Genomic DNA, 21,002 nt, shown 5'->3' on the forward strand with positions numbered 1-21,002 from the left:
TCGCGTGTAATGAAAATAGACCGGCTATTAGCCATAACCGTCCTGCTTCTGAACCGGGGGAGACTGAGCGCCAAGGAGTTGGCCGATCGGTTTGAAGTATCAAGCAAAACCATATATCGCGACATGGATACGCTATGCCAAGCCGGAATCCCGATTGTGGCCCACCAGGGAATATCCGGCGGGTTTGAAATTATGGAGCATTATATGATTGACAAGTACTGGCTGTCCGCCGAGGAGATGAGTGCGCTGGTTACAGCGGTTAAAGGGATGAGCAGTGCACTGGAGGATCAGCAGATGGGCATGCTGCTTGAGAAGGTAAAATCGCTGCTGCATAGGGTAGAGCAGGGGCTTGGCGATGAATATCGAAGGGAACCGGTGATCATGGACTTTCAGCCTTGGGGACAGCGTCAAGGACTGAAACCCGCCGTGGGCCTGCTCAAAAAGGCTATTCAAGAAAAGCGCCGGGTCGTGATGGAATATATCGATAGCCGGGGCAACGTGGAGCGAAGAACCATTGAACCGGCATCCCTGATTCTGAAGGGCAATATTTGGTATGTACAAGCCTTTTGCCTGGAGCGGGAAGACTTTCGAATCTTTCGGTTATCGCGCATGCAGCATATCAAGATGCTGGATGAGACTTCGGAGACAAGAATGATACCGAGCATGGAACGCTTGGAATGGGTTTCCTCTTGGTCAAGCGCGCTGGAGCAGGAGACGGTGCTGCTATTCGAAGCTGCCGCGCGTCAGCGGGTGGCGGATATTTTTCCGCCGGAACGAGTAACCGTCAACCCGGACGGCTCTTTACGCGTTCGAGTGTTATACAAATTGGATGAGTGGTTTTACAGCATGATACTAAGCTTTGGGGATCAGGTGCTGATTGAACAGCCGGGCGAAGCGGCGGAGGAAGTGAAACGTAGAGCGCAATTGATTATGCAGCGATACGATAACCAGGACAGATAGATGTCCACGTTACCTCTTTAGAATAGAAATATATTCATCTCAAGGAGGAAACAACATATGAGTCATAGTCAACAGCAGAATCAAAGTGAACGATGGGTCGAGACTAGATCCGCCATGTTCATTCAGGGTGTCGGCGTTCGAACGACGAACGAAGCGGAGGCAGGACCGCAAGGCAAAATACCGCAGTTATGGGACCGGTATTTCCAAAGCGGTATACAGACGCAATTATCTGATAAGGATCAAGCCATCTATGCGTTGTACACGGATTACGAGAGCGATGCATCCGGGGCGTACACCTTCATTATCGGCAACAGGATGGATGAAGCTGTGGCAGTTGCGGCTTCTACGGAGGAGCTGCAGCAGGCGTCCGTCCCGGCAGCTAAGTACATGGTATTTCGGACAAGACGCGGCCCTTTGATGGAAGTCGTTCCGCAGGTGTGGCATGAAATTTGGAGTTATTTCCAGCAATCAGCCGATAAAAGGACGTATACCGGGGATTACGAACGCTATGACATGCAGGAGTTTGATCCAGCGAATATTGTGGTGGACGTATATATTGCGATTGAATAGGAGTTAATATCGGCAGAGCATTCAAGTGCCTGGAGTGGAAAGCGACTATTCTTCGGATGATATGACCTAACCCGGGAATACGCGATATTGGCCAATGATGAAGAAGAGGGTGATCCCGCAGCGGGATTACCCTCTTTATTTTACAATCCGGAGCCCGGCTTCTTGATCATCGTAATGAACGTAGTGCCGCCATAATCAAACGTTGCAACTTCCGAGAAGCCCAAATGGGTATACAAGCGAATGGCTCGTTCATTGAATTTGGCAACGGTCAGCCGAAACGATTGGCGATTGTGAAATTCAGCGATGGATGCCAGCACGAACGAGAGGAACTCTTTTCCCCGACCTTGTCCGGTCGATTCCGGTTTCATGCCAAGTCCCAAATCCAGCAAATCCTCGCCATATGCACCTAACGGGATTGCGATCGGAATTTGGGCTGATGAGCCTGTACAGCAAAAGCCGAAGAGCTGCCCTTCCTCGTCCAGTATGGCGTAATACGAACACTCCAGAAGTTCTTTCCGAAACTCCTCATCCGGCTCGTTATTGTAGAAGTCATAGGGAGGTTCATAGCTCCATTGCATAATTTGATCGGCGTACGTTTCGGTCATGGCCGTGATACGAAGAGGCATTATTCTCATCCTTTGGGTTTGTTGATATAGGTTTCTTCCCTATATCCTTATTTCGATTTGGAAGTGAAAAAACCTTCTCTTCCGTGTTCATAGCCGGTCTAAAGGACCCCGAGCCACTATGGAAGAGAAGGCATCCATTCCGAGAAGGTTCAGCTTATTTGAACCCGGTTAGTGCCGATCCCGATTTCATGAAATACTTCTGTCCGAAGAAATAGATCAGGATCATGGGAATCGCCATGATGGTGGAAGCCGCCATCAGTTTTTCCCACTGCGCCCCGTGGTCCTGTTGAAAGCTTTGCAGGCCGACGGTGATGGTCCATTTTGCTGAATCGTTCAAATAAATGAGCGGGCCCATGAAATCCACGTACGACCAGACAAAAGAAAACAAAGCGACGGTGGCCAATGCCGGTTTCAGGATCGGCATGATGATCTTGACATATATTCGCAGCTCCGAAGCCCCATCGATCTTTGCTGCCTCGGACAATTCGGTCGGTACGCCAAGCAGGAACTGCCGAAGCAAAAAGATGAAGAACGGTGCCCCGAAGAATGCGCCGATGGTAAGCGGCATGATCGTATTGACCCACCCGAGCTTGGTGAAGATGATGTACTGCGGAATCATCTGCACTTGCGCCGGTAGTATCATGGTCGCCACCACGATGGTAAAGATGATGTTCCGGCCCTTCCAAGGAATGCGGGAAATCGAGTAGGCTACCAGCGGTGCAGAGAATAGCTGACCGATGATATTCACCATACAAATCAGAAACGTGTTCATCATGTAGCGGGTAAAGGGAATAGCTGAAAGCGCCTCTTTATAATTGGACCACTGAAACGTCTCCGGGAAGATGCTCGGCGGGAACTCGAGTATCTCTTCCGGCGTCTTCAACGAGGTCATCACCAGCCATACGAATGGAAACAGAAAGATCACAGCGAATAGAAGAAGGACCAAATGCGGTATGATCACTCGCAGCCTGACAGCCATATTAATCACCTCCGTAATAGACCCAGCGGCCTGACGTTTTTAACAGGATGAACGTAATCAGCAGCACAATGATAAACAGAATCCAGGCGAGTGCCGAGGCATAACCCATCTTCAGAAAGACAAAGGCTTCCTGGTACAAATTGACCGCGTAGAACAGCAGCGATTGCTCCGGCCCGCCCAAAGAGCCGCTTCCATCCACCTTGCCTCCGGCCAGAATATAAGACTCCGTAAAGATTTGAAAGGCGCCGATCAACCCCATGATGAGCTGAAAAAGAATGATGGGGGACAGGGCAGGGACCGTAATCTTCCAGAACCGGTACCACCAGTTCGCTCCGTCTACCTGAGCCGCTTCATAATATTGCCTCGGCACGCCCTGAAGGGCGGCCAGGAAGATTAATGCGCCTGCACCTGATCCCCATAGGCTCATCAGGATAAGAGACGGTTTCGTATAGCGGGGATCAAGCAGCCACGCCGGGTCCGTTAAACCCAGGGTGCGAAGTGCCATGTTAACCAAACCGAAGTCGGGGTTCAGCATCCATGTCCACAAGAGAGCGCTTGCAACGATGGGTATGACGGATGGAAGGTAGAAGATGGTGCGGTAATAATTGATTCCTTTCACTTTGAAATTGAGCATCATGGCAATCAGCAGAGAGACCGCCAGCGTGATCGGCACGGATATGAACGCCATGAAAAAGGTGTTACCGAGCGACTTATAAAAGCGGTCATCCGCAAAGATTAACTTGTAATTCTGAAGCCCTACCCACTTGGGAGGGCTGAATAAATCGTATTCGGTCAGACTCAGGTAGAGCGAACCGAAGAACGGGTAGACCGTAAAAGCCAGAAAGCCGATAATCCAAGGAGAAGCGAACGCCAGGCCAAGGAATACATAATGACGCTCCTTCCGGGACCAGCCTGATACGCGTTTTCGTTGATTGGCTGCTGTGGTGACCTTCATCTTCGCGATTCTCCTTCCGCATTAAGTTTTTAGTATGCAGCTCCGCCCAATACATCGCTGCATTGGACAGAGCCTGCTCAGCTCATCATTTCACCAGCGGCTGAATCTTTGCTTTTACCTTGTCCAAGCCTTCCTCCATGCTGACGGTACCTCGGAGAATAGCATCATATTGCGCGCTGAATTCCGTCATGTACTCATTCGCGTAGGAAGAAGCCGGGAAGGACTTCAGGTTCTCGCTTCCCGAATAGTCCAGGAATTCCTTGAACCCGGGCACATCCTCATAGAGTGGATTGGAGAAGGCAGAGTTCCTCGTCGGGAGATTCCCAAGGGCAGCCGTAAATTCGGCCATTTGCTCCGGCTCGGTCATCCATTTGATGAATTTCCAGGAAGCTTCCGGGTTTTTGACGCCTTTCGGGATATAGAATACGCTGGTAGTCACATTTCCGGAGTTTTTAAATTCCGGGTTGTTCTCATCATAAGGAATCGGGGCAATGCCATAATTCAGATCAGGCGCGTATTGTTTGATGAAGGTGGGCAGCCATTCTCCGTCAATCGTCATCGCATACTTGCCCGAGAAGAACGGATTCTGTGCCGACATGTATTGGCCAAGTCCGGAAGAGAATCGATCCAGATTATCGGAACTGTATTGATCCCAGATCTCCTTCGAGAGCTTAATGGCCGATTGGATCCCGGGATGGTCCGGGGTCACCTGCTGCGTCGCTTCATCATAAAACGATCCGTTGAAGGCATAGCTGAACGTATACGCATCCATTCCGGGCCACAATCCGAGCCGCTGGAGGCGCCCGCCATCCTCGACGATGCTCAGCTTTTTGATGTATTCTTTAAGCTCGCTTATGGTTTCCGGTGGACCGTCATAGCCGGCTTCCTGCAATATATCCTTGTTGTAGAACAGCATGGATACGTGCATGGCGGTCGGGATTGCATACGTCTTGCCTTCATGCTGGGACGTACTTAGGGCAGCCGGCACGAAGTCCTTAAGATCCAAGCCGTCCTTCGTTATATAATCATCGAGCGGCATCATGGCGCCGCGCAGCCCCCACGGCACGACATTTTGTCCAAATTGGGATGCGATGTCCGGAGGATTGCCCCCGGTAATCGCGGTAAGCTGTTTCTGATAGTCGCTTTGGGACAGCCCCTTTACTTGAATGTCGGGATTGGCCGAGTTCCACTTGGCAATCAATCGTTCCAATGCTTCCGCTTCCGGTCCGGTCCATCCGTACCAGAAGTCGAGCGTTACGGCATCCTGTGCAGGTGGAGTATCGGATGGCTTGTCACCATCACTGCCTGATTGCGGCGCATTGCCGCCTGAGCATCCTGTTGCGATAGAGAACAATAGAATAAGGCTCCAGATCCAATGTTTCTTCTTACTCATTCCTCTTCCTCCCCTTGAGCTATCGTGTACAATCCGTGTAACGTAATCAAAGTTCTATTAATTTCCCTCCCCAAAACAGTTGACTAAACAACCGGCCCTGATCCAGTTATTTGTAAGAATTATGGATATCGTAGCATGTAAAAAAATCATTTCATTTCACTATCGTGTTCAAAAATAGGATTATCGTATGGCATTGAACGTTCTATTTGATCGCTTGTTTACGAAAGTCGGTGGGGGAGATGCCCGTGTATTTTTTGAAGATTCTGCAAAAATAGGAGAGTTCATTAAAACCGGTGGAGTAGCAAACATCCGTGACGGTTAACTCCGGCTGCTTCAGCATCATCATGGCTTGTAGAATCCGCAGGTCGGTGAGATACCGGTTGAATGTTTTGCCTGTCCATTCTTTGAAGAGGATGCAGAACGTGGACCTCGATAAATTCGATAGGGTGCATAGATCATTTATATTCATATCTTCCTGGTAGTGGTTATGGATGTGATCAACGACTCTTGTCATGATTCCCCGGTATTTCTCTGATTTCTCGAATCCTTCTCTGAGCAGTTCACCGTTGACCTGCCGTACCAGAATCGAGAGGAGGATAAGCAGCTTCGCCTTGAGCGCTATTTGAAAAAAAGGGGTACGTCTCTCGTATTCAATCAGCATGTCCTTCAAGGCATTTTGGACCGTTACGTCGGTAACGGTGTCCAGCGTTATTTTGGCCTGGGCGTTCATTTCCTTGCGCAAAAAGTATTCCAGGAACGCCACATCGAAAAAAGCATGATCTGTTGGCATTTCCTGAAATCTCTCGTTCACGAAGGCAGGCATAAATTCGCATCCGTAAATCTCGATGTCCTCTTCGGGTGAAATGCTGACACTGTGCAAGGTAAATGGAGGTATAACAAAAATATCGCCTTTGGAGATCTCGTACGCCTGTTGATTGACGGTGTGTTGGAATCCCCCTTTCGCCACATACCAAATCTGAAAATAATCATGACAATGCGTCCATAAGCTCTGTTGATAGGTCAATTTATACATTTTGCACGGAAGACCTTCCAACATTTCCATCTTTGAGTTAAAATAAACGACACCTGATCCAGTTAGTTCTTCAAGATCCACCTGACTCCAATAAATACTCAATGTTTTACCCTCCCCTATTGATTTCCTTCAGAATTAAGAAAACGCTTTCAATTTAGGTGTCAGCTATTTTCTTAAAGATGATTATCCCTGAAAAACAAATCGTGTACAGCATTCCTCTTCCTGCCCTTTGAAATATGTTTCGCATTCGTAAACATCCTATTTCTAGGGGAACGTGGGGTTGTTATGAAAATTGTATATTTGGATGGTTTGAGAGGTTTAGCTGCCTTGATCGTGGTCGTATCTCATTTTTTTCAGGTGTTTGCACCGTCTGTTTTTGAGGGGAGGAAGGAGATCGAGCATTTCGCTTTCGAGGGGATTGCCGCGCGAACACCGTTCAATCTGCTGTTTAACGGCAACTTCTCGGTCTGTCTGTTTTTTGTGTTGAGCGGATATGTGCTCAGCTATCGATTTTTTCAAACCCGGGACAGGCTCGTCATTTATTCGTCTGCCATTCGCCGCTATTTTCGTTTGGCCGTACCCGCCTTGGTGTCCGTTTTGCTTGCTTATCTGATTCTCGTTCTGGATCTCGGAGCGTACGACAATATACGCGGAGTGACGTTATCTTCGATGCCGGATCCGTTTGCTGCTGACGCCAATCTGTTGGTCATGCTGAAGGAAAGCCTGTTTCATACCTTTTTCACGTATGGATCGCAATACAATCCCGTGCTTTGGACGATGACCTACGAGCTGTTTGGATCATTTCTGATTTTTGTTATTCTAGTAACTTGTGGCCGTCATGGGATTCGTTATGCCGTTTATGCCGTCCTTATCTGCGTATTCATCGATTCCTATTACCTGGGATTTATATTGGGCATGCTGCTCAGCGATGTAAAGAATAGCGGGAGGGACTGGCTGGCATCTATCCATCGGCCCTGGATCCATATCCTGCTTCTCTGTATCGGTATTTACACAGGCTCCTATCCCTATGTCGCACCGCAAGGAACGATTTATTCGCTTCTTCAATGGGGAGCTTCCGATTTTAATTTCTTTGTGTTCTATCATGTTATCGGATCCTTCCTCATCCTAGGGGTCCTGTTGAATTCGAACCGAATGCAGTCGATATTCAGCCACAGGTTTTTTGCTTATTTGGGTAAAGTCTCTTTTTCGTTGTACCTTGTGCACTTCACCGTTATTTGTTCCCTAGGGAGCTTTATATTTCTGTTTCTTAGCCCGCTTCTAACCTATGGCTCCAACGTGCTGCTTACAACGATCATCACGTTCCTGGTTATCGCTGTCACGGCCCATGGGTTCTACAGGCTGATTGATGCCCGGATATTGCTCTGGTTAACGCGGTGGAACAAGCGGCTGTTCTCTGCTCAGAAATTAAGGGGACAGGGACATAGTGGGCAAGTACAAACGGACCAGACCATGAAGGCCGATTAAATCAATACAGATCCGTTTATTTCAGCGTGTGGGCGAAAATAAAACGAAAAAACCTTCTCTTCCGCGTACATGGCCGGGCATACGCCCGGTCCATGCCGAGAAGAGAAGGTTTTCTTTTGTCACAGCGACCCTTCATGATCCGCTGGCATGGGTCTGCACCACATGCTGCCTGCGGTAGGCGCCCGGCGTCATGCCGACGGCCTTCTTGAACGTCCGGTTGAAGGAGGTAATGTTGAGATAGCCGACACGTTGGCTGATCTCATTGACGGTCAAGTCCGTGCATGCCAGCAGTTCCTTTGCTTTGTTCATACGGATGCCAAGCAGATGGTCGCTGAAGTTAAGACCCGTCTTCTCCTTGATATAGACGGAGAGGTAGGCGCTCGACAGGTTCAGCTTGGCTGACAGATAGTCGAGAGACAGATCATCGGCATACTGGTTATGGATAATGTTCATGAACATGGCGATGAGCGGCTCTTCGCCAGTATCCTTTTTCTTGCGAATGAGGGCGCAGGAGGCTTCGACGAGCTGGCGGAATACCCCCTGGTAATCTGTTAAGCAATGGCATTCTGCCAATCTTGCGCTCCACTGCTTTAAGGATTGGACAGATGTTTTGTCAATCTGGGCCGTCTCCATATAACTTAGAATCTTGGAAGCGACCGAATCGGCGAAGAAACGGAATTGCGAGATGCCGGCCTCCTTGCGCTGCATGGCCCCGAGCGCCTGATCGATGATTTGCAAGGAACGGCTGTCGCTGCCGGATTGCAGCGCGTCAAGCAGTCCTTTTTCCTGAGACGGGCTTAGGTTGACAGTGTTTGGAAGGACCCGCTGCTTGGTTACCACCTGTGATTCCTCCAAGAGATGTGCCTGTGCGGTCAGTCCTTTGACCTGATGGTAGGCTTGATTGAATTCGGACGAGTGGCTCACTTGGGAACTGACGGCGATGGTGACAAGGAACAATTCCTTTTCCTCATTTAACATGTCCTTGATTTCCTGCAGCAGTTCCTCCAGGCGGGCGGCTTCCTCCCGTTTAAAGATGGATACGATCTCATTCTTTTCGATCTGGAACGTGTGGGATCCCGGATAGCGTTCTGCCGTGATCAGATGAATATGTTCCAGTATATGGCGGACCGCCTGATCGGTCTGGAGGGGGAGCTCATAAACCGGATTCATCCGGAAACGGATGTGATACAGAACCACGATGAAGCTTCCATCATCCGACAGGAAATCCTCCCACTCGCTAATATCGGTATTGATGCTCTTCAGCTGACTGATATAAGAGTAACTGGTTAGAACGGATTTATGCTTGTTCATGCGCTCCCGTATTTCTTCCTTCTCCCGGAACAGCTCTTGAATCCGGTTCTGGATCAGATCGTATTCGGTGATGCTTCCGGATTCCGGCATGGATGAACTGTTGGCTCTGTTCAGCACGGTTGTTAAAATCTGCTTCACCGGCTTGTGCAATCTGCGACTCAGGAAAAAGGAAGCGGCAAGGGCCACGCCAAGCGACAGGCAGAAGATGAGCAGCAAACCGCCGGTCAACCGGCTGAGCTGCGAAGAGACATGGCTGTAAGGCACAGCCGAGACATAGGTCAGTCCGTCGGACCCGGCTTCGGCAAAATAGTAGGTTCCCTCTTTGAGCACGGCCTTCTGTCCGGCTTCAAACGTCGGCAGCTGATCTTGGTTCATGGAGCCCAGCATATAGAGCACTTGGCCTTCGTCATTCAGAATGGCGAGTGCACGATCATCGGATTCGCCGAAGAAGGACTGAGCGGCCTTGTCGATATCGATAAGGGCAATGACCTCATAAGGACTGTCCGGCTGCTTGTAGACAAAAGGCATCAGTGTTTTCTCGGACAAATCGTTGTTGATTTGATAAGTTGCCGCAGGGAGAAGTTTGAAGGATTCCTGATGGCCCTCGTAGCTGCTCCAGAACGAATATGGATACCTCGGGCTTGCATAGGAACGATTGAACATATAGGAAGCATCGCCGCTTCCGGATTTGCTCAGTACAAAATCAAACTCCCGGAGATAAATCAGGGTATCCTCCAGAAAGAACAACGGATTATAGATATCGCTCCTCATCTGCAGCATCACATCTCGAGCCTTCAAGTAATTGACTTCGTTTCCGGCCTGGTGGCGAAGCTGATTATTGAAGCCGATTAATTCGGATTGATTGTATATATCGAACATTAATACCTGCAATCTGCTGAATTGGTTGTTGAACCGCTCTGCCGTATCGTGAACCGCCTGCTGGCTGGTATCGATGATTTCTTTCTGCAGGCTGGTCTTAAAGAGTTGGAAAATGACCGTATAGAACAATCCGAATAACACGATGATGGCCAGAAAGCTCAGAAAAATTTTAAAGAATACACTGCGGCTTTTATGTCTGATCCAATTCACAGCCTTCCCCCCTTTATATTTTTCTGACGTCCAAGGTTTCACAACATTATATAGGACAAGTGTTAAGGATTGTGCCCGATTCATGTTAATCGTTCGTAAAAAATGGATAGTCAATATTTTAGATTTTAAGCAATGCTTTAGGAAATCGGTGTTTCTGCCCATTCATCCAATGAAAGGCGAGACATCATTAAAATGGTCAATACCCTTAATACGTTCGGGTCGTTTATGATAGCAGTCGTGGACCTTGGGACACACGAAGACGCATAGACGAAAGAGGGGGATTGCCGATTTTACAACGTCATCTAAACACCTTGGAAGCGCATTCAAACATTCGCAGGAAAAGTGCTTGGCGAAGATGGATGATGCAGGTTCGCAGAAACTGGCAGCTGTACGCTTTATTTGCACCAGTTCTGTTATACTTCATTGTATTTCATTATGTACCCATGTATGGCGTCCAGATTGCATTTAAGGATTTTATTGCGAACAAAGGGATCATGGATAGTCCATGGGTAGGCTTCAAGCATTTTGAACGCTTTTTTGACAGCTTTTATTTTTGGCGCATTATCAAAAACACGATGGGCATCGGGTTATATGAGCTGGCGGTCGGATTTCCGATTCCGATTATCCTGGCATTGATGATCAATGAAGCCAGATCGGGCCGGTTCCGCCGATTTGTACAAACCGTAACTTATGCACCCCATTTCTTATCTACGGTGGTCGTCGTCGGCATGATCATGATGTTCCTGTCGCCGGTCAGCGGCCTGGTCAATTCGATTATCACCTCCTTCGGCGGAGAGCCGATCGCCTTCATGACGGAGCCCTCCTGGTTCAAGAGCATCTACGTATGGTCCGGCGTATGGCAGGGTATGGGCTGGAGCTCTATTATCTACTTGGCGGCACTCGCCGGGATTGATCCGCAGCTGCATGAGGCGGCCAAGGTGGATGGAGCAGGCTGGTTCCGGCGAATATGGCATATCAATCTGCCGGGCATTGCTCCAACGATGACCATTCTGCTGATTCTGAACATCGGTTCCGTTCTGGGCGTCGGCTTCGAGAAGATCTTCCTGATGCAAAATTCACTCAATATGGAAGCGTCTGACGTCATTGCTACGAATGTATACCGGAGTGGTATACTGGGTGCCCAGTACAGCTTCTCGGCTGCGGTTGGCCTGTTTAACTCCGTTGTAAACTTCATCCTGCTGATTACCGTAAACCGGATCGCCCGAAAAGTCAGCGAGAACAGCCTATGGTAAGGAGGAATGATGCGTATGCCGCAAAGCCGAAGTGAACGAATAGCCGGAGTATTTATTTACATTATACTATCTTTTATCACGCTCCTTGTACTGTATCCTTTATTTTTTGTTCTTATTGCTTCCATTAGTGCACCAGAAACGGTCATGCGAGGGGAAGTATGGCTCTGGCCCAAGGAGCTGTCATTTGTCGGATATGAGCGGTTGTTTGCCAATTCGGAGCTTGTGCGAGGATTTCTGAACACCTTGCTCTATACCACGACGGGAACGGCGCTGAATGTTCTGATGACCATTGCGGCAGCCTATCCGCTCTCCAGGGTTGATTTCAAGGGTCGACATGTATTTACACTCATCATTGTCTTTACTATGTTCTTCAGCGGTGGAATGATCCCCAATTACTTGCTGGTGAAGGAACTGGGAATGCTGGATACGATTTGGGCTATCATTATTCCTTCGGCCGTATCCGTGTGGAACATTATCATCATGCGGACCTTCTTCCAGAGTTCCATTCCGAAGGAAATGCAGGAGGCAGCGTTCATTGATGGGGCGTCCAATATGCGGGTACTGCTGCGGATTGTGCTGCCGTTATCCGGACCGATATTGGCCGTGATGGTGCTGTTCTACGCTGTAGGTCACTGGAATTCGTATTTCAGCGCGCTGATCTACTTATCTGATCGTGCTAATTATCCGATGCAGCTGTTCCTGCGCGAGATTCTGGTACAGGGACAGATGCAGGAGATGGTGGATATCAGCGATGATTCACTGGCGCGAAGTCTGATGGACGCGGAAGCCATCAAATATGCGGCGGTCATTGTGACGAATCTGCCGATGCTGCTGCTGTACCCGTTCCTGCAAAAGTATTTTGTGAAGGGCGTTATGATTGGTGCAATTAAAGGTTGATTACGGATATTTCATGAGGAGGAATTGAATTTTATGGTGATGAGAAAATGGACTTCACTTACATTGGCAGCTGTACTGGCAGCCGGATTGCTGGCAGGCTGCGGTAGTAAAAGCGGGGAAAGTGCAACGGATAAAGGTGAGACGCCGCAAGCCAATTTTAACGAGACCGGCATGCCGATTGTGAACGAACCCCTCGATCTGACGTTCTTCACGGGCAAGTCGCCATCAAACGGGAGCAAATTCGAGGAAACGCTCGTATGGAAAACCTATCAAGAGATGTCCAATGTGAATGTGACCTGGAACCTCATTCCATTCGATACCCTGACCGAGAAGCGGAATTTAGCGCTGGCAGGTGGAGATTATCCGGATGTATTCTACTCCGCAAGGGTCAGCTCCGCAGAGTTAACCCGTTATGGGGAGCAAGGAGTATTTATACCGCTGAATGATCTGATCGATAAATACGCACCGAATTTCAAAAAGCTGATGGAAGAGTACCCGGATATTCGAAAAGGGCTGACGATGCCGGACGGCAACATTTATTCCCTGCCATCTTTCTACGATCCTGCGCTGCTCTCCATGTTGATTGGTACACCGATTTGGATTAATCAGGAGTGGCTGGATCAGCTCGGGATGAAAGAGCCGCAGACGACAGAAGAATTCTATGCGTATTTGAAGGCGGTAAAAGAAACCGATCTAAACGGTAACGGAAAGCATGATGAGATTCCTTTCGCTTCAGCAGGCATTACCGGAATCATCGATCACTTGAAAGGATCTTGGGGACTTGGCACAAGCGGACTTGGCCATAAATTGGTGGACATAGATCCGGACACTGGGAAACTGCGCTTCACCAAAGCTTTGCCGGAGTATAAGGAAATGCTCCAGTTCGTAAACAAGCTGCACCAGGAAGGACTGCTCGATAAAGAGATCTTCACGATTGAGGGCGGCGCATTGAATGCCAAAGGGCAGGAGGGCCTGCTCGGTGCTACAATTGTGCCGAATCCGGAGATGGTGATGGGTCGCAAAGAATACATCGGCCTCGGGGCGCTTAAGGGACCGCATGGTGATCAGCTTTACTCCCACGTCAAAGTGCCGATGGTTCACGTAGGTGCATTTGCGATTACCGATAAGAACCCGAATCCGGAAGCAACGATCCGCTGGATGGATTACTTCTACGGGGATGAGGGCGCCCAGTTCTATTTCATGGGTAAAGAAGGCGAGACATTTACGAAGAACGCTGACGGTCAGCTGGAGTATGTGAAGGAGATTACGGAGAATCCAAATGGATTAACGCAGGATCAGGCGTTGGCCAAGTATTTCACTTGGCTGGGGGGCAGCTATCCTGGCTTTGTGCGGGAGAAATGGTTTAAAGCCTCGGAGACACGACCTAACGCCATGGCCGCAGCCGAAAAGGCAGAGCCGTATGCCGTGAAGGAGATTCTGTACAACTTTAACTTTACATTGGAGGAAACGGAGGTCATGACCTCGATTGGTAAAGATATCGAGGATTACGTTAAGGAAATGGAAGCGAAATTCGTGAACGGCTCGGCCTCGTTCAGCCAATGGGATGAGTATGTGAATACACTTAACAAGATGGGATTGGACCGATACATGGAGGTTTACCAAGCCGCTTATGAGCGCTACCAGGCGGAGTAAACGGAAACGATGACAATCGAAAGACGCGGTACGGGGCGGAACCCGTATCGCGTTTTTTGCTATTCCAAACAATTGGTGAAATATTCCAAAAGGGGTGATAAGATCATATTTAATGACAATTAGACGCCCTCACAAAAATGAGTACTCAAAATCCCACCTTGGCGGGAGTATATTCGTAAGTATCGATATCATGAGGGGAGGAGTCGCACATAGAGCGGAAGACGACTTTCAGGAATATTTCCAAGGGAATCGCGGCATGGTTATTTAAGCAGAGGCGCAGGCATAGCTCAAATAAAAAACTGGAATGGATAGTTGAGCGTTTGATTCAGGGTTCTCTGATCATGTGGGCCATCCTGTTCATACGTTGGTGTATATTGATAACGATTGCTACGATGAGGCATTTTGGAATCATTGATTAATGGCGATGAGTATGCGGGTACTCGTTCTGATAAGGGGAGTATCACAATAGATATGAAGGTAATTTCAAGCGGCAGTTAGCTCGGACACAGCTGCCGCTTGCAGAAGCCCGGCATGGATGTCGCGGCTTTTTTGCTGTCTATCGTCCTTTTTACACAATCCGCCACCTTTATTGAGCATGCGTTAACATTTCTTCCTTACACTTGGAATTAAATAAGGATAGAAGAGGGGATATGGAGTTGAAGCATAAAAGCATGAAAGTAGTCTCGCTGTTGATGGCGGCGGAAATCACGATGGCCTCTTTATTTTCGGCAGGCACCGTGATGGCTGAAGAGGGACAGGAGATACTCCAGACGGCCAGCGCGGAAACAGCATCCCAAGATGCAGCTATCGATATCGCTGCCGTTGATTTCGGCATTACCGATAAGATCTTTCCGGATGCGCATGCAGAAGAGTCATACACGGTGACAGTTGATGTGTATGGTGGACAAGCGCCCTATACCTTCTCGGCGACGGGTCTACCGGCAGGCTTGGACATTACGCCCGATACAGGATTCATTACGGGTACGCCTGCTGCTGGACAAGAGGGCGAATATACGGTTGAGGTAACGGTGCAGGATAGCGCACCCGTACCTGCGACCGCTCAGTCGCTTGTGAAATTGCAAGTATTGGGGAAACGCCCAGATCCGGTGGCTGACAAGCTGGCCATGAGGATGATCGGTCATTATTCGGTAGGTACCTCCAATAAGGATGGCGGCGTGGCGGAAATTGTAAAATACAACAAAGATAATGGAAAGCTCTATCTAGTCAATGGTTCAACCCAGCCGGCAAGTCTCGAAATCGTGTCTCTTGGCGCTGACGGCAGCTTGCTGAAGGACAAGCAGATTAATGTGGAAGACTTGGCAAGCAAGGACGGTTTTCTGTATGGGGACCTGACCAGCGTGGATATCAACACCAAGACGAAGCAGGTTGTGGTCGCTGTACAGGAGCAGGATCATACGAAAGCTGGTAAGGTCCTGGTGCTCGACTATGACGGCGGTTTGATCGGATCTTTTGAAACCGGCATCCAGCCGGACATGGTCAAGTATACGTCCGATGGCCGTTATATCCTGACGGCGGATGAAGGCGAGCCTCGTACGGAGACCGCTCCTGATCCGGAAGGAAGCATTACGATTATCGACACCTTATCAGGCGAAGCAAGTCATCTGAAATTTGATGACCCGTCGATCATTGACGATCAGGTGCATATTCGCGGACCTGTGGAAGCGGACGGGCAAATTCGCAGCACCGGAACCAAAGCTGAAGCGATTCGTGATCTGGAACCCGAGTACATCTCGTTGTCCGAGGATGAGCTCACGGCTTATGTCGCCTTGCAGGAGAATAATGCAATCGCCGTGGTCGATATCGCCGCGAAGCGTATCCAATCGGTCAAAGGGCTCGGGTATAAAGATTTCAATCAACCAGAGAACCAACTCGACCTCCTGAAGGATGGACAAATCAAGTTTGAGAACGTTCCTTTTTACGGCATGTATATGCCGGACGGAATTGCGACCTACAGCGAGAACGGACAGCAGTATATCCTGTCTGCGAACGAAGGGGATGCTACCGGCTGGGATGACCGAAGCAATGAAAGCAACATTGGCAAAATGAAGCCTAGTCTGGATCCGTTATCTCCGGCAGCTCAATTTTTGGCTGACAAGGGAACCACCTATGACAAGGTTGAAGTTGCCGGCGATATGGGCACTGAAGGGCTATATCTGTATGGAGGTCGTTCATTCTCCATCTGGAATGCAGCCGACATGTCCCAGGTGTACGACAGCGGCAGTGATTTTGAGAAGATTACGGCCGAGCGCTTGCCGAATCATTTCAATGCCAGCAATGATAAAACCGATCTGGACAGCCGCAGCGCCAAGAAAGGACCTGAGCCGGAATATGTTGCCGTGGGTAAGGTCGGACAGAAAACGCTGGCTTTTGTCGGACTTGAGCGCATTGGCGGGGTTATGACGTATGATGTCACGAATCCATCCGATCCTGCGTTTCTGAACTATATCAACACACGGGATTTTAACGGCGGGATAGAGTCGGATTCCGGCCCGGAGGGACTGGACTTTATTCCGGCCGCGGACAGCAAGACAGGACGGCCGCTGCTGCTGGTCGCTAATGAGGTCAGTGGAACGGTGGCCCTGCTGGAGCTCCAGGTAACCAAGATTACGCTGGACAAGACATCGCTTAAGCTGAGTCCAGGCGGCACACCGGAACTATTGCAGGCGAGCGTGGAGCCGATCCAAGGCGGTTCAACCGAGCTGGCTTGGAGTTCCTCCAACGAAATGGTGGCTGCGGTAGACCAGAACGGCCTGGTCACGCCGATCTCCGCAGGGGAAGCGGTGATTACCGTCCTGAGCAAGGATGGCTACGGATCAGCGGTAGTGCCGGTTAAGGTAACGGACGGTTCAGTGGATGGAGAACCGTGGAAGTTAACGGTGATGCATACCAACGATACCCATGCGCATCTGGCGGAAGTGGCCAGACGGGCTACGCTGGTTCAGGAGGTCCGCAGCGAAGGCGGGAACAGCCTGCTGCTGGATGCAGGGGATGTATTCTCCGGCGATCTGTATTTCACCAAATGGTTTGGGCTGGCGGATCTGGCCTTCATGAACTATATGGGTTATGACGCGATGACGTTCGGTAACCACGAATTCGATCAAGGCACCAAGACGCTTGCAGATTTCGTGAGTAAGGCGCAATTCCCGCTTGTCAGCGCGAATGTGGATCTTAGTCAGGATGCTAACATCTCGCACCTGATTCGTAAGCCGGCGGTGATCGATACCGATCAGCCAAAGACGACGGCAAATAACGGGGTATATCCATACGTGACATTGCTGGTTGACGGCCAAAAGGTCGGGGTATTCGGCCTAACGACCGAGGATACGGCCGAGACGTCCAGCCCAGGAAAAGACGTAGTCTTCCGCGATGCGGTGACTTCGGCCCAGGCAACGGTTGAAGCGATGGAGAAGGACGGGCTTGATAAGATCATCGCCTTGTCTCACCTGGGTTACGCTAAAGATCAGGCGCTGGCCGAGGCCGTCGAAGGCATCGACCTCATTGTCGGAGGCCATACCCATACAACGCTCAATGCACCGGAAGTGGTGACGGACAATCAACACGGTACACCAACCGTCATCGTGCAGGCGAATGAATGGGGCAAGTTCCTCGGCCGGGTAGACCTGCAGTTTGACAAAAACGGCGTTGTTCTCGTTGGCGACGGCCAACTCGACGGCAAGCTGATTCCGGTAGACAGTACGGTCCAGGAAGACACGCAGGCCAAGGATATGCTGGCTCCTTACAAAGCGGAATTGGAAGAACTGATGAAGCAGGTTATCGGTACTGCAGGCGTCGTACTTGATGGCAAACGCGAGAATGTCCGCTCCAAGGAGACGAATCTCGGTAATCTGATTGCGGATGGCATGCTGGCTAAAGCCAAAGAGCTTAAGAATGCTGATATTGCCCTCACCAATGGTGGAGGTATTCGCGCCGCGATCGATGAGGGCGAAATCACGATGGGCGAGCTGAGAACAGTGATGCCATTCGGGAATACGCTGTTTGTCATGGATGTCACGGGACAGCAGCTGAAAGACGGATTGGAAAACGGAATAAGCGGTGCCAAACTGGCGGATCTGCCAGGGAAGTTCCCGCAAATCGCCGGGATGAAATTCAAATGGGATCCTAGCGCTCCGGCAGGCGATAAAGTGTTCGACGTACAGATCATGAAGGACGGAAGCTACAAACCTCTGGTATTGACCGAGACATACCGGATGGCAACGAACAGCTTTGTAGCCAAGGGCGGGGATGGATATAAATCCTTTGCCGATGCGATTGCCGAAGGAAAATACAACGAGGATCTGGGTTACCCGGATTATGAAATTTTCATGGAATATGTGAACAAGCTGGGCGGTAAGGTTACGCCTAAGGTCGAGGGGAGAATTACGGAGCAGAAGAAACCGGCCAATCCGGGCGACGGCTCTTCTCCTGGATCAGGATCAGGCGGGTCGGGAGGCGGTTCCGTAACACCGCCGGTATCACAGCCTAATCCTCCTTCCTCTGGCGGAAACACATCATTGCCAAACGTAATGGCAGGCAAGGATCTGAATATAACTGATGCAGGCGGAGCAGTGGACCGCATTACGGTGAAGGAAGAGGCGTGGAAGAAGGCAGTTGCCGGAGTGTCTGCGAACGGGCAGCAGGAACTCATTATTCGGGCTCCAGAGTTGAACCGTGCAGCCGAGTTATCCCTTTCGGCAGCAGGTCTGAAGCTCGCCATGGAACGGAATTCGAATGTGACCCTGGTGCTGGAGACCGCACTTGGAGCCTTCCGTCTTCCAGTGACGGCTCTACATTTGGATGAGGTTCTGAAGCCGGCTCAAGGCTCTGGCAGCATCCAAGTGAAGGTATCCGTGGCTCCGGCAGCCAGCAAGGTAGCGGATGCTATGATAAGCAAGGCAGCTTCTATGGGTGCCTCGATGGCTGCGATCGGAGCGCTTCAGTTTGGAGTAGCGGTTGGAGCACCAGGCGCAGAGCAAGAACGGAAGGATTTCGGGAAGCGCGTAATCAGCCGCATCCTGCCGCTGCCGGCAGGGACAGCTTCGAATTCGGTCACTGCTGTAATTTTTGACGCAGATGCGGGAAGCTTCCGATTTGTACCGGCCACAGCGACGACGTGGAATGGTAAACCGGCCATCGAAGTGAAGCATGCCGGAAACGGCATTTACGCACTGCTGCAGTATAAGAAAACCTTTGCCGATCTAAACGGCCACTGGGCGAAAGCGGAAATCGAATCCATGGCTTCCAAGCTGCTCGTGAACGAAGTTAACGCTAACTCGTACGCGCCGGGCAAAGTAATCACGAGAGCAGAGTTTACGGCAATGCTGGTCCGCGCGATGGGACTTAGTCCGGTCATCGAGAGCGGAGCATTCAAGGATGTTCAGGATGCCTCCGCGTATGCCGGCGAGATCGGCGCAGCGTTGCGTTACGGCTTGATCGAGGGCGGCACTGGCGGTGCCTTCTTGCCCAATGCCAGCATGACTCGAGCGGAAATGGCCGTAATGATCACCAGGGCCATGGAGGCGGTAAATCCGACAGACCTGCCGAACCAGAGTGCGAATGCCAGTATTGAATTCAAAGATCAGGCATCCATCCCTGCTTGGGCGGCTGCCCATATTGCCAGTCTTACGGAGCAAGGCATCCTGCGGGGTGACAACCATGGTCATTTCGGTGCACTCGATTCGGTTACCCGTGCGCAAGCGGCACTTGTTCTGAAACGTACTTTGGCAGCATTGAACTTTATGAACTAAGCGAAGAGGAATCCATTAGAATTATAAGACCGTCCTTAAGGTTGCTGAAACCTTAAGGACATTTTTTTTATAACAATGTAAATTGCGAGCGGTTAAAGAGAAGTGCGCTGGTATCCGATAATATCCGTAAGTGTTAGATTAACGATGGGATAAGGATGTGGGTTCATGCGCATTGCGTCTGCATATACATACTGGAGTCAGGTGAAACGGATGGGCGCCGAATCAGCCCAAGGCGGATTTGAACAGCTGCTCCAGAAGAGCAAGGAGGAAGAAGAGAATAAGGGAAAGCTGGTAACCGTAAGGGAAAACGGTTATTTGCGTCAGTATATGGTTCAACCGGATGGGAGCAAAATGCTGTTAAGCGAGACGAAGCAGTACGAGAGTGAATCCGCCGCCAGTTCAACAGATCTATCGATGTCGTTGCCTCAAACAGGCGGAATGAGTCATAATACCAAGGACGCTCTCGATCTGTTATGTCTTCAGGCTGGTGCGGTCGGTACCCGTTCCAGCTACAAGATATTCGATATTACCTAAAATGAATAAATACCAAAAAATCATACTGGTAACAAATCGATACTTGCTGTATAATTCTCAGTAAGTCTTGGTTGAACGTGAGATTTTTCATTGTATTCAAGTCTAATTTCACTTATTTTGAAAATAGATGTATTTACATGAAAGAATTCATGTTATAATTTCAATATATCAACTAAGCTCATAGGAATTATCGGTTAATTAGTGAGTGTGAATGCATTACAAAAATAAAACATGAATATGGATCTTCGGGGTAAGGTGAAATTCCTAACCGGCGGTGATGCTTCGTTCCGGCGTGAACGAAACTCAGCCCGCGACTCGCTGCGTTCTGGTGTGAATCTGATCGCAGCGACTGACTTGGTGCAATTCCAAGGCCGACGGTAAAGTCCGGATGGGAGAAGATCAAAGATGAGTTTGCCGTGGATGCGAAATTTTCCATTCGGGCGCAGGCTTATTTGATCAGTCCCCGTTTACGTCGACATATGTCGATGACGGGGGCTTT

General features: G+C 49.8%; 14 protein-coding genes and 1 riboswitch. Of the genes, 8 read left to right on the forward strand and 6 right to left on the reverse strand.

From position 1 onward, the window contains the following. The first annotated feature begins 9 nt into the window (after positions 1–9). Together BJP58_RS26810 and BJP58_RS26815 are read left to right on the forward strand one after the other, a co-directional pair. On the forward strand, positions 10–960 hold the full coding sequence (locus BJP58_RS26810) for a helix-turn-helix transcriptional regulator (protein WP_194541317.1): 951 nt from the start codon (positions 10–12) through the stop codon (positions 958–960). Positions 961–1,017: 57 nt separating this feature from the next. Next, positions 1,018–1,530 carry a GyrI-like domain-containing protein gene (locus BJP58_RS26815; protein WP_194541318.1) on the forward strand — a complete coding sequence of 171 codons (513 nt, stop codon included), beginning with the start codon at positions 1,018–1,020 and terminating at the stop codon, positions 1,528–1,530. A 140-nt stretch (positions 1,531–1,670) separates the two neighbouring features. On the opposite strand, the gene cpaA is transcribed toward BJP58_RS26815, so the two are convergent. The 5 genes from cpaA to BJP58_RS26840 form a co-directional block, all read right to left on the reverse strand. Continuing rightward, complete coding sequence (gene cpaA / locus BJP58_RS26820) at positions 1,671–2,156, reverse strand: capreomycin N-acetyltransferase CpaA (RefSeq protein ID WP_194541319.1); 486 nt, start codon at positions 2,154–2,156, stop codon at positions 1,671–1,673. 154 nt (positions 2,157–2,310) lie between these two features. Continuing rightward, positions 2,311–3,135, reverse strand: coding sequence for a carbohydrate ABC transporter permease (locus BJP58_RS26825; protein WP_113058600.1), 825 nt, complete (start codon positions 3,133–3,135; stop codon positions 2,311–2,313). A 1-nt stretch (position 3,136) separates the two neighbouring features. Then, complete coding sequence (locus BJP58_RS26830) at positions 3,137–4,090, reverse strand: carbohydrate ABC transporter permease (RefSeq protein ID WP_194541320.1); 954 nt, start codon at positions 4,088–4,090, stop codon at positions 3,137–3,139. Positions 4,091–4,175: 85 nt separating this feature from the next. Beyond that, positions 4,176–5,483: an ABC transporter substrate-binding protein gene (locus BJP58_RS26835; protein WP_194541321.1), complete on the reverse strand. Its 1,308-nt coding sequence runs from the start codon at positions 5,481–5,483 to the stop codon at positions 4,176–4,178. Between the two features lie 202 nt (positions 5,484–5,685). Then, positions 5,686–6,618 carry an AraC family transcriptional regulator gene (locus tag BJP58_RS26840; RefSeq protein ID WP_194541322.1) on the reverse strand — a complete coding sequence of 311 codons (933 nt, stop codon included), beginning with the start codon at positions 6,616–6,618 and terminating at the stop codon, positions 5,686–5,688. A 183-nt stretch (positions 6,619–6,801) separates the two neighbouring features. Here BJP58_RS26840 and BJP58_RS26845 point away from each other — a divergent pair, with 183 nt between their 5' ends. Further along, entirely contained in the window at positions 6,802–8,001 is a 1,200-nt protein-coding gene (locus BJP58_RS26845) for an acyltransferase family protein (protein WP_194541323.1), read from the forward strand. Between the two features lie 132 nt (positions 8,002–8,133). Here the strand turns inward: BJP58_RS26845 and BJP58_RS26850 are convergent, their stop codons facing one another. Further along, entirely contained in the window at positions 8,134–10,401 is a 2,268-nt protein-coding gene (locus tag BJP58_RS26850; protein ID WP_194541324.1) for a helix-turn-helix domain-containing protein, read from the reverse strand. Positions 10,402–10,763: 362 nt separating this feature from the next. Here BJP58_RS26850 and BJP58_RS26855 point away from each other — a divergent pair, with 362 nt between their 5' ends. The 5 genes from BJP58_RS26855 (at position 10,764) to BJP58_RS26875 (ending at position 20,503) form a co-directional block, all read left to right on the forward strand. After that, positions 10,764–11,654: an ABC transporter permease gene (locus BJP58_RS26855; RefSeq protein WP_233355163.1), complete on the forward strand. Its 891-nt coding sequence runs from the start codon at positions 10,764–10,766 to the stop codon at positions 11,652–11,654. A gap of 15 nt (positions 11,655–11,669) precedes the next feature. Further along, on the forward strand, positions 11,670–12,551 hold the full coding sequence (locus BJP58_RS26860; protein WP_071221163.1) for a carbohydrate ABC transporter permease: 882 nt from the start codon (positions 11,670–11,672) through the stop codon (positions 12,549–12,551). Positions 12,552–12,584: 33 nt separating this feature from the next. Further along, positions 12,585–14,204: an extracellular solute-binding protein gene (locus BJP58_RS26865; RefSeq protein WP_194541325.1), complete on the forward strand. Its 1,620-nt coding sequence runs from the start codon at positions 12,585–12,587 to the stop codon at positions 14,202–14,204. Positions 14,205–14,875: 671 nt separating this feature from the next. Beyond that, the gene (locus BJP58_RS26870; RefSeq protein ID WP_233354779.1) at positions 14,876–19,969 is read left to right on the forward strand and encodes a choice-of-anchor I family protein; all 5,094 of its coding nucleotides are present in this window, start codon (positions 14,876–14,878) and stop codon (positions 19,967–19,969) included. A gap of 165 nt (positions 19,970–20,134) precedes the next feature. Further along, entirely contained in the window at positions 20,135–20,503 is a 369-nt protein-coding gene (locus BJP58_RS26875) for a hypothetical protein (protein WP_194541327.1), read from the forward strand. Positions 20,504–20,740: 237 nt separating this feature from the next. Continuing rightward, positions 20,741–20,907: riboswitch (FMN riboswitch) on the forward strand. The last annotated feature ends 95 nt before the right edge of the window (positions 20,908–21,002 follow it).

The sequence above is a fragment of the Paenibacillus sp. JZ16 genome (assembly GCF_015326965.1).
In the GTDB taxonomy this organism is placed as follows: domain Bacteria; phylum Bacillota; class Bacilli; order Paenibacillales; family Paenibacillaceae; genus Paenibacillus_AQ.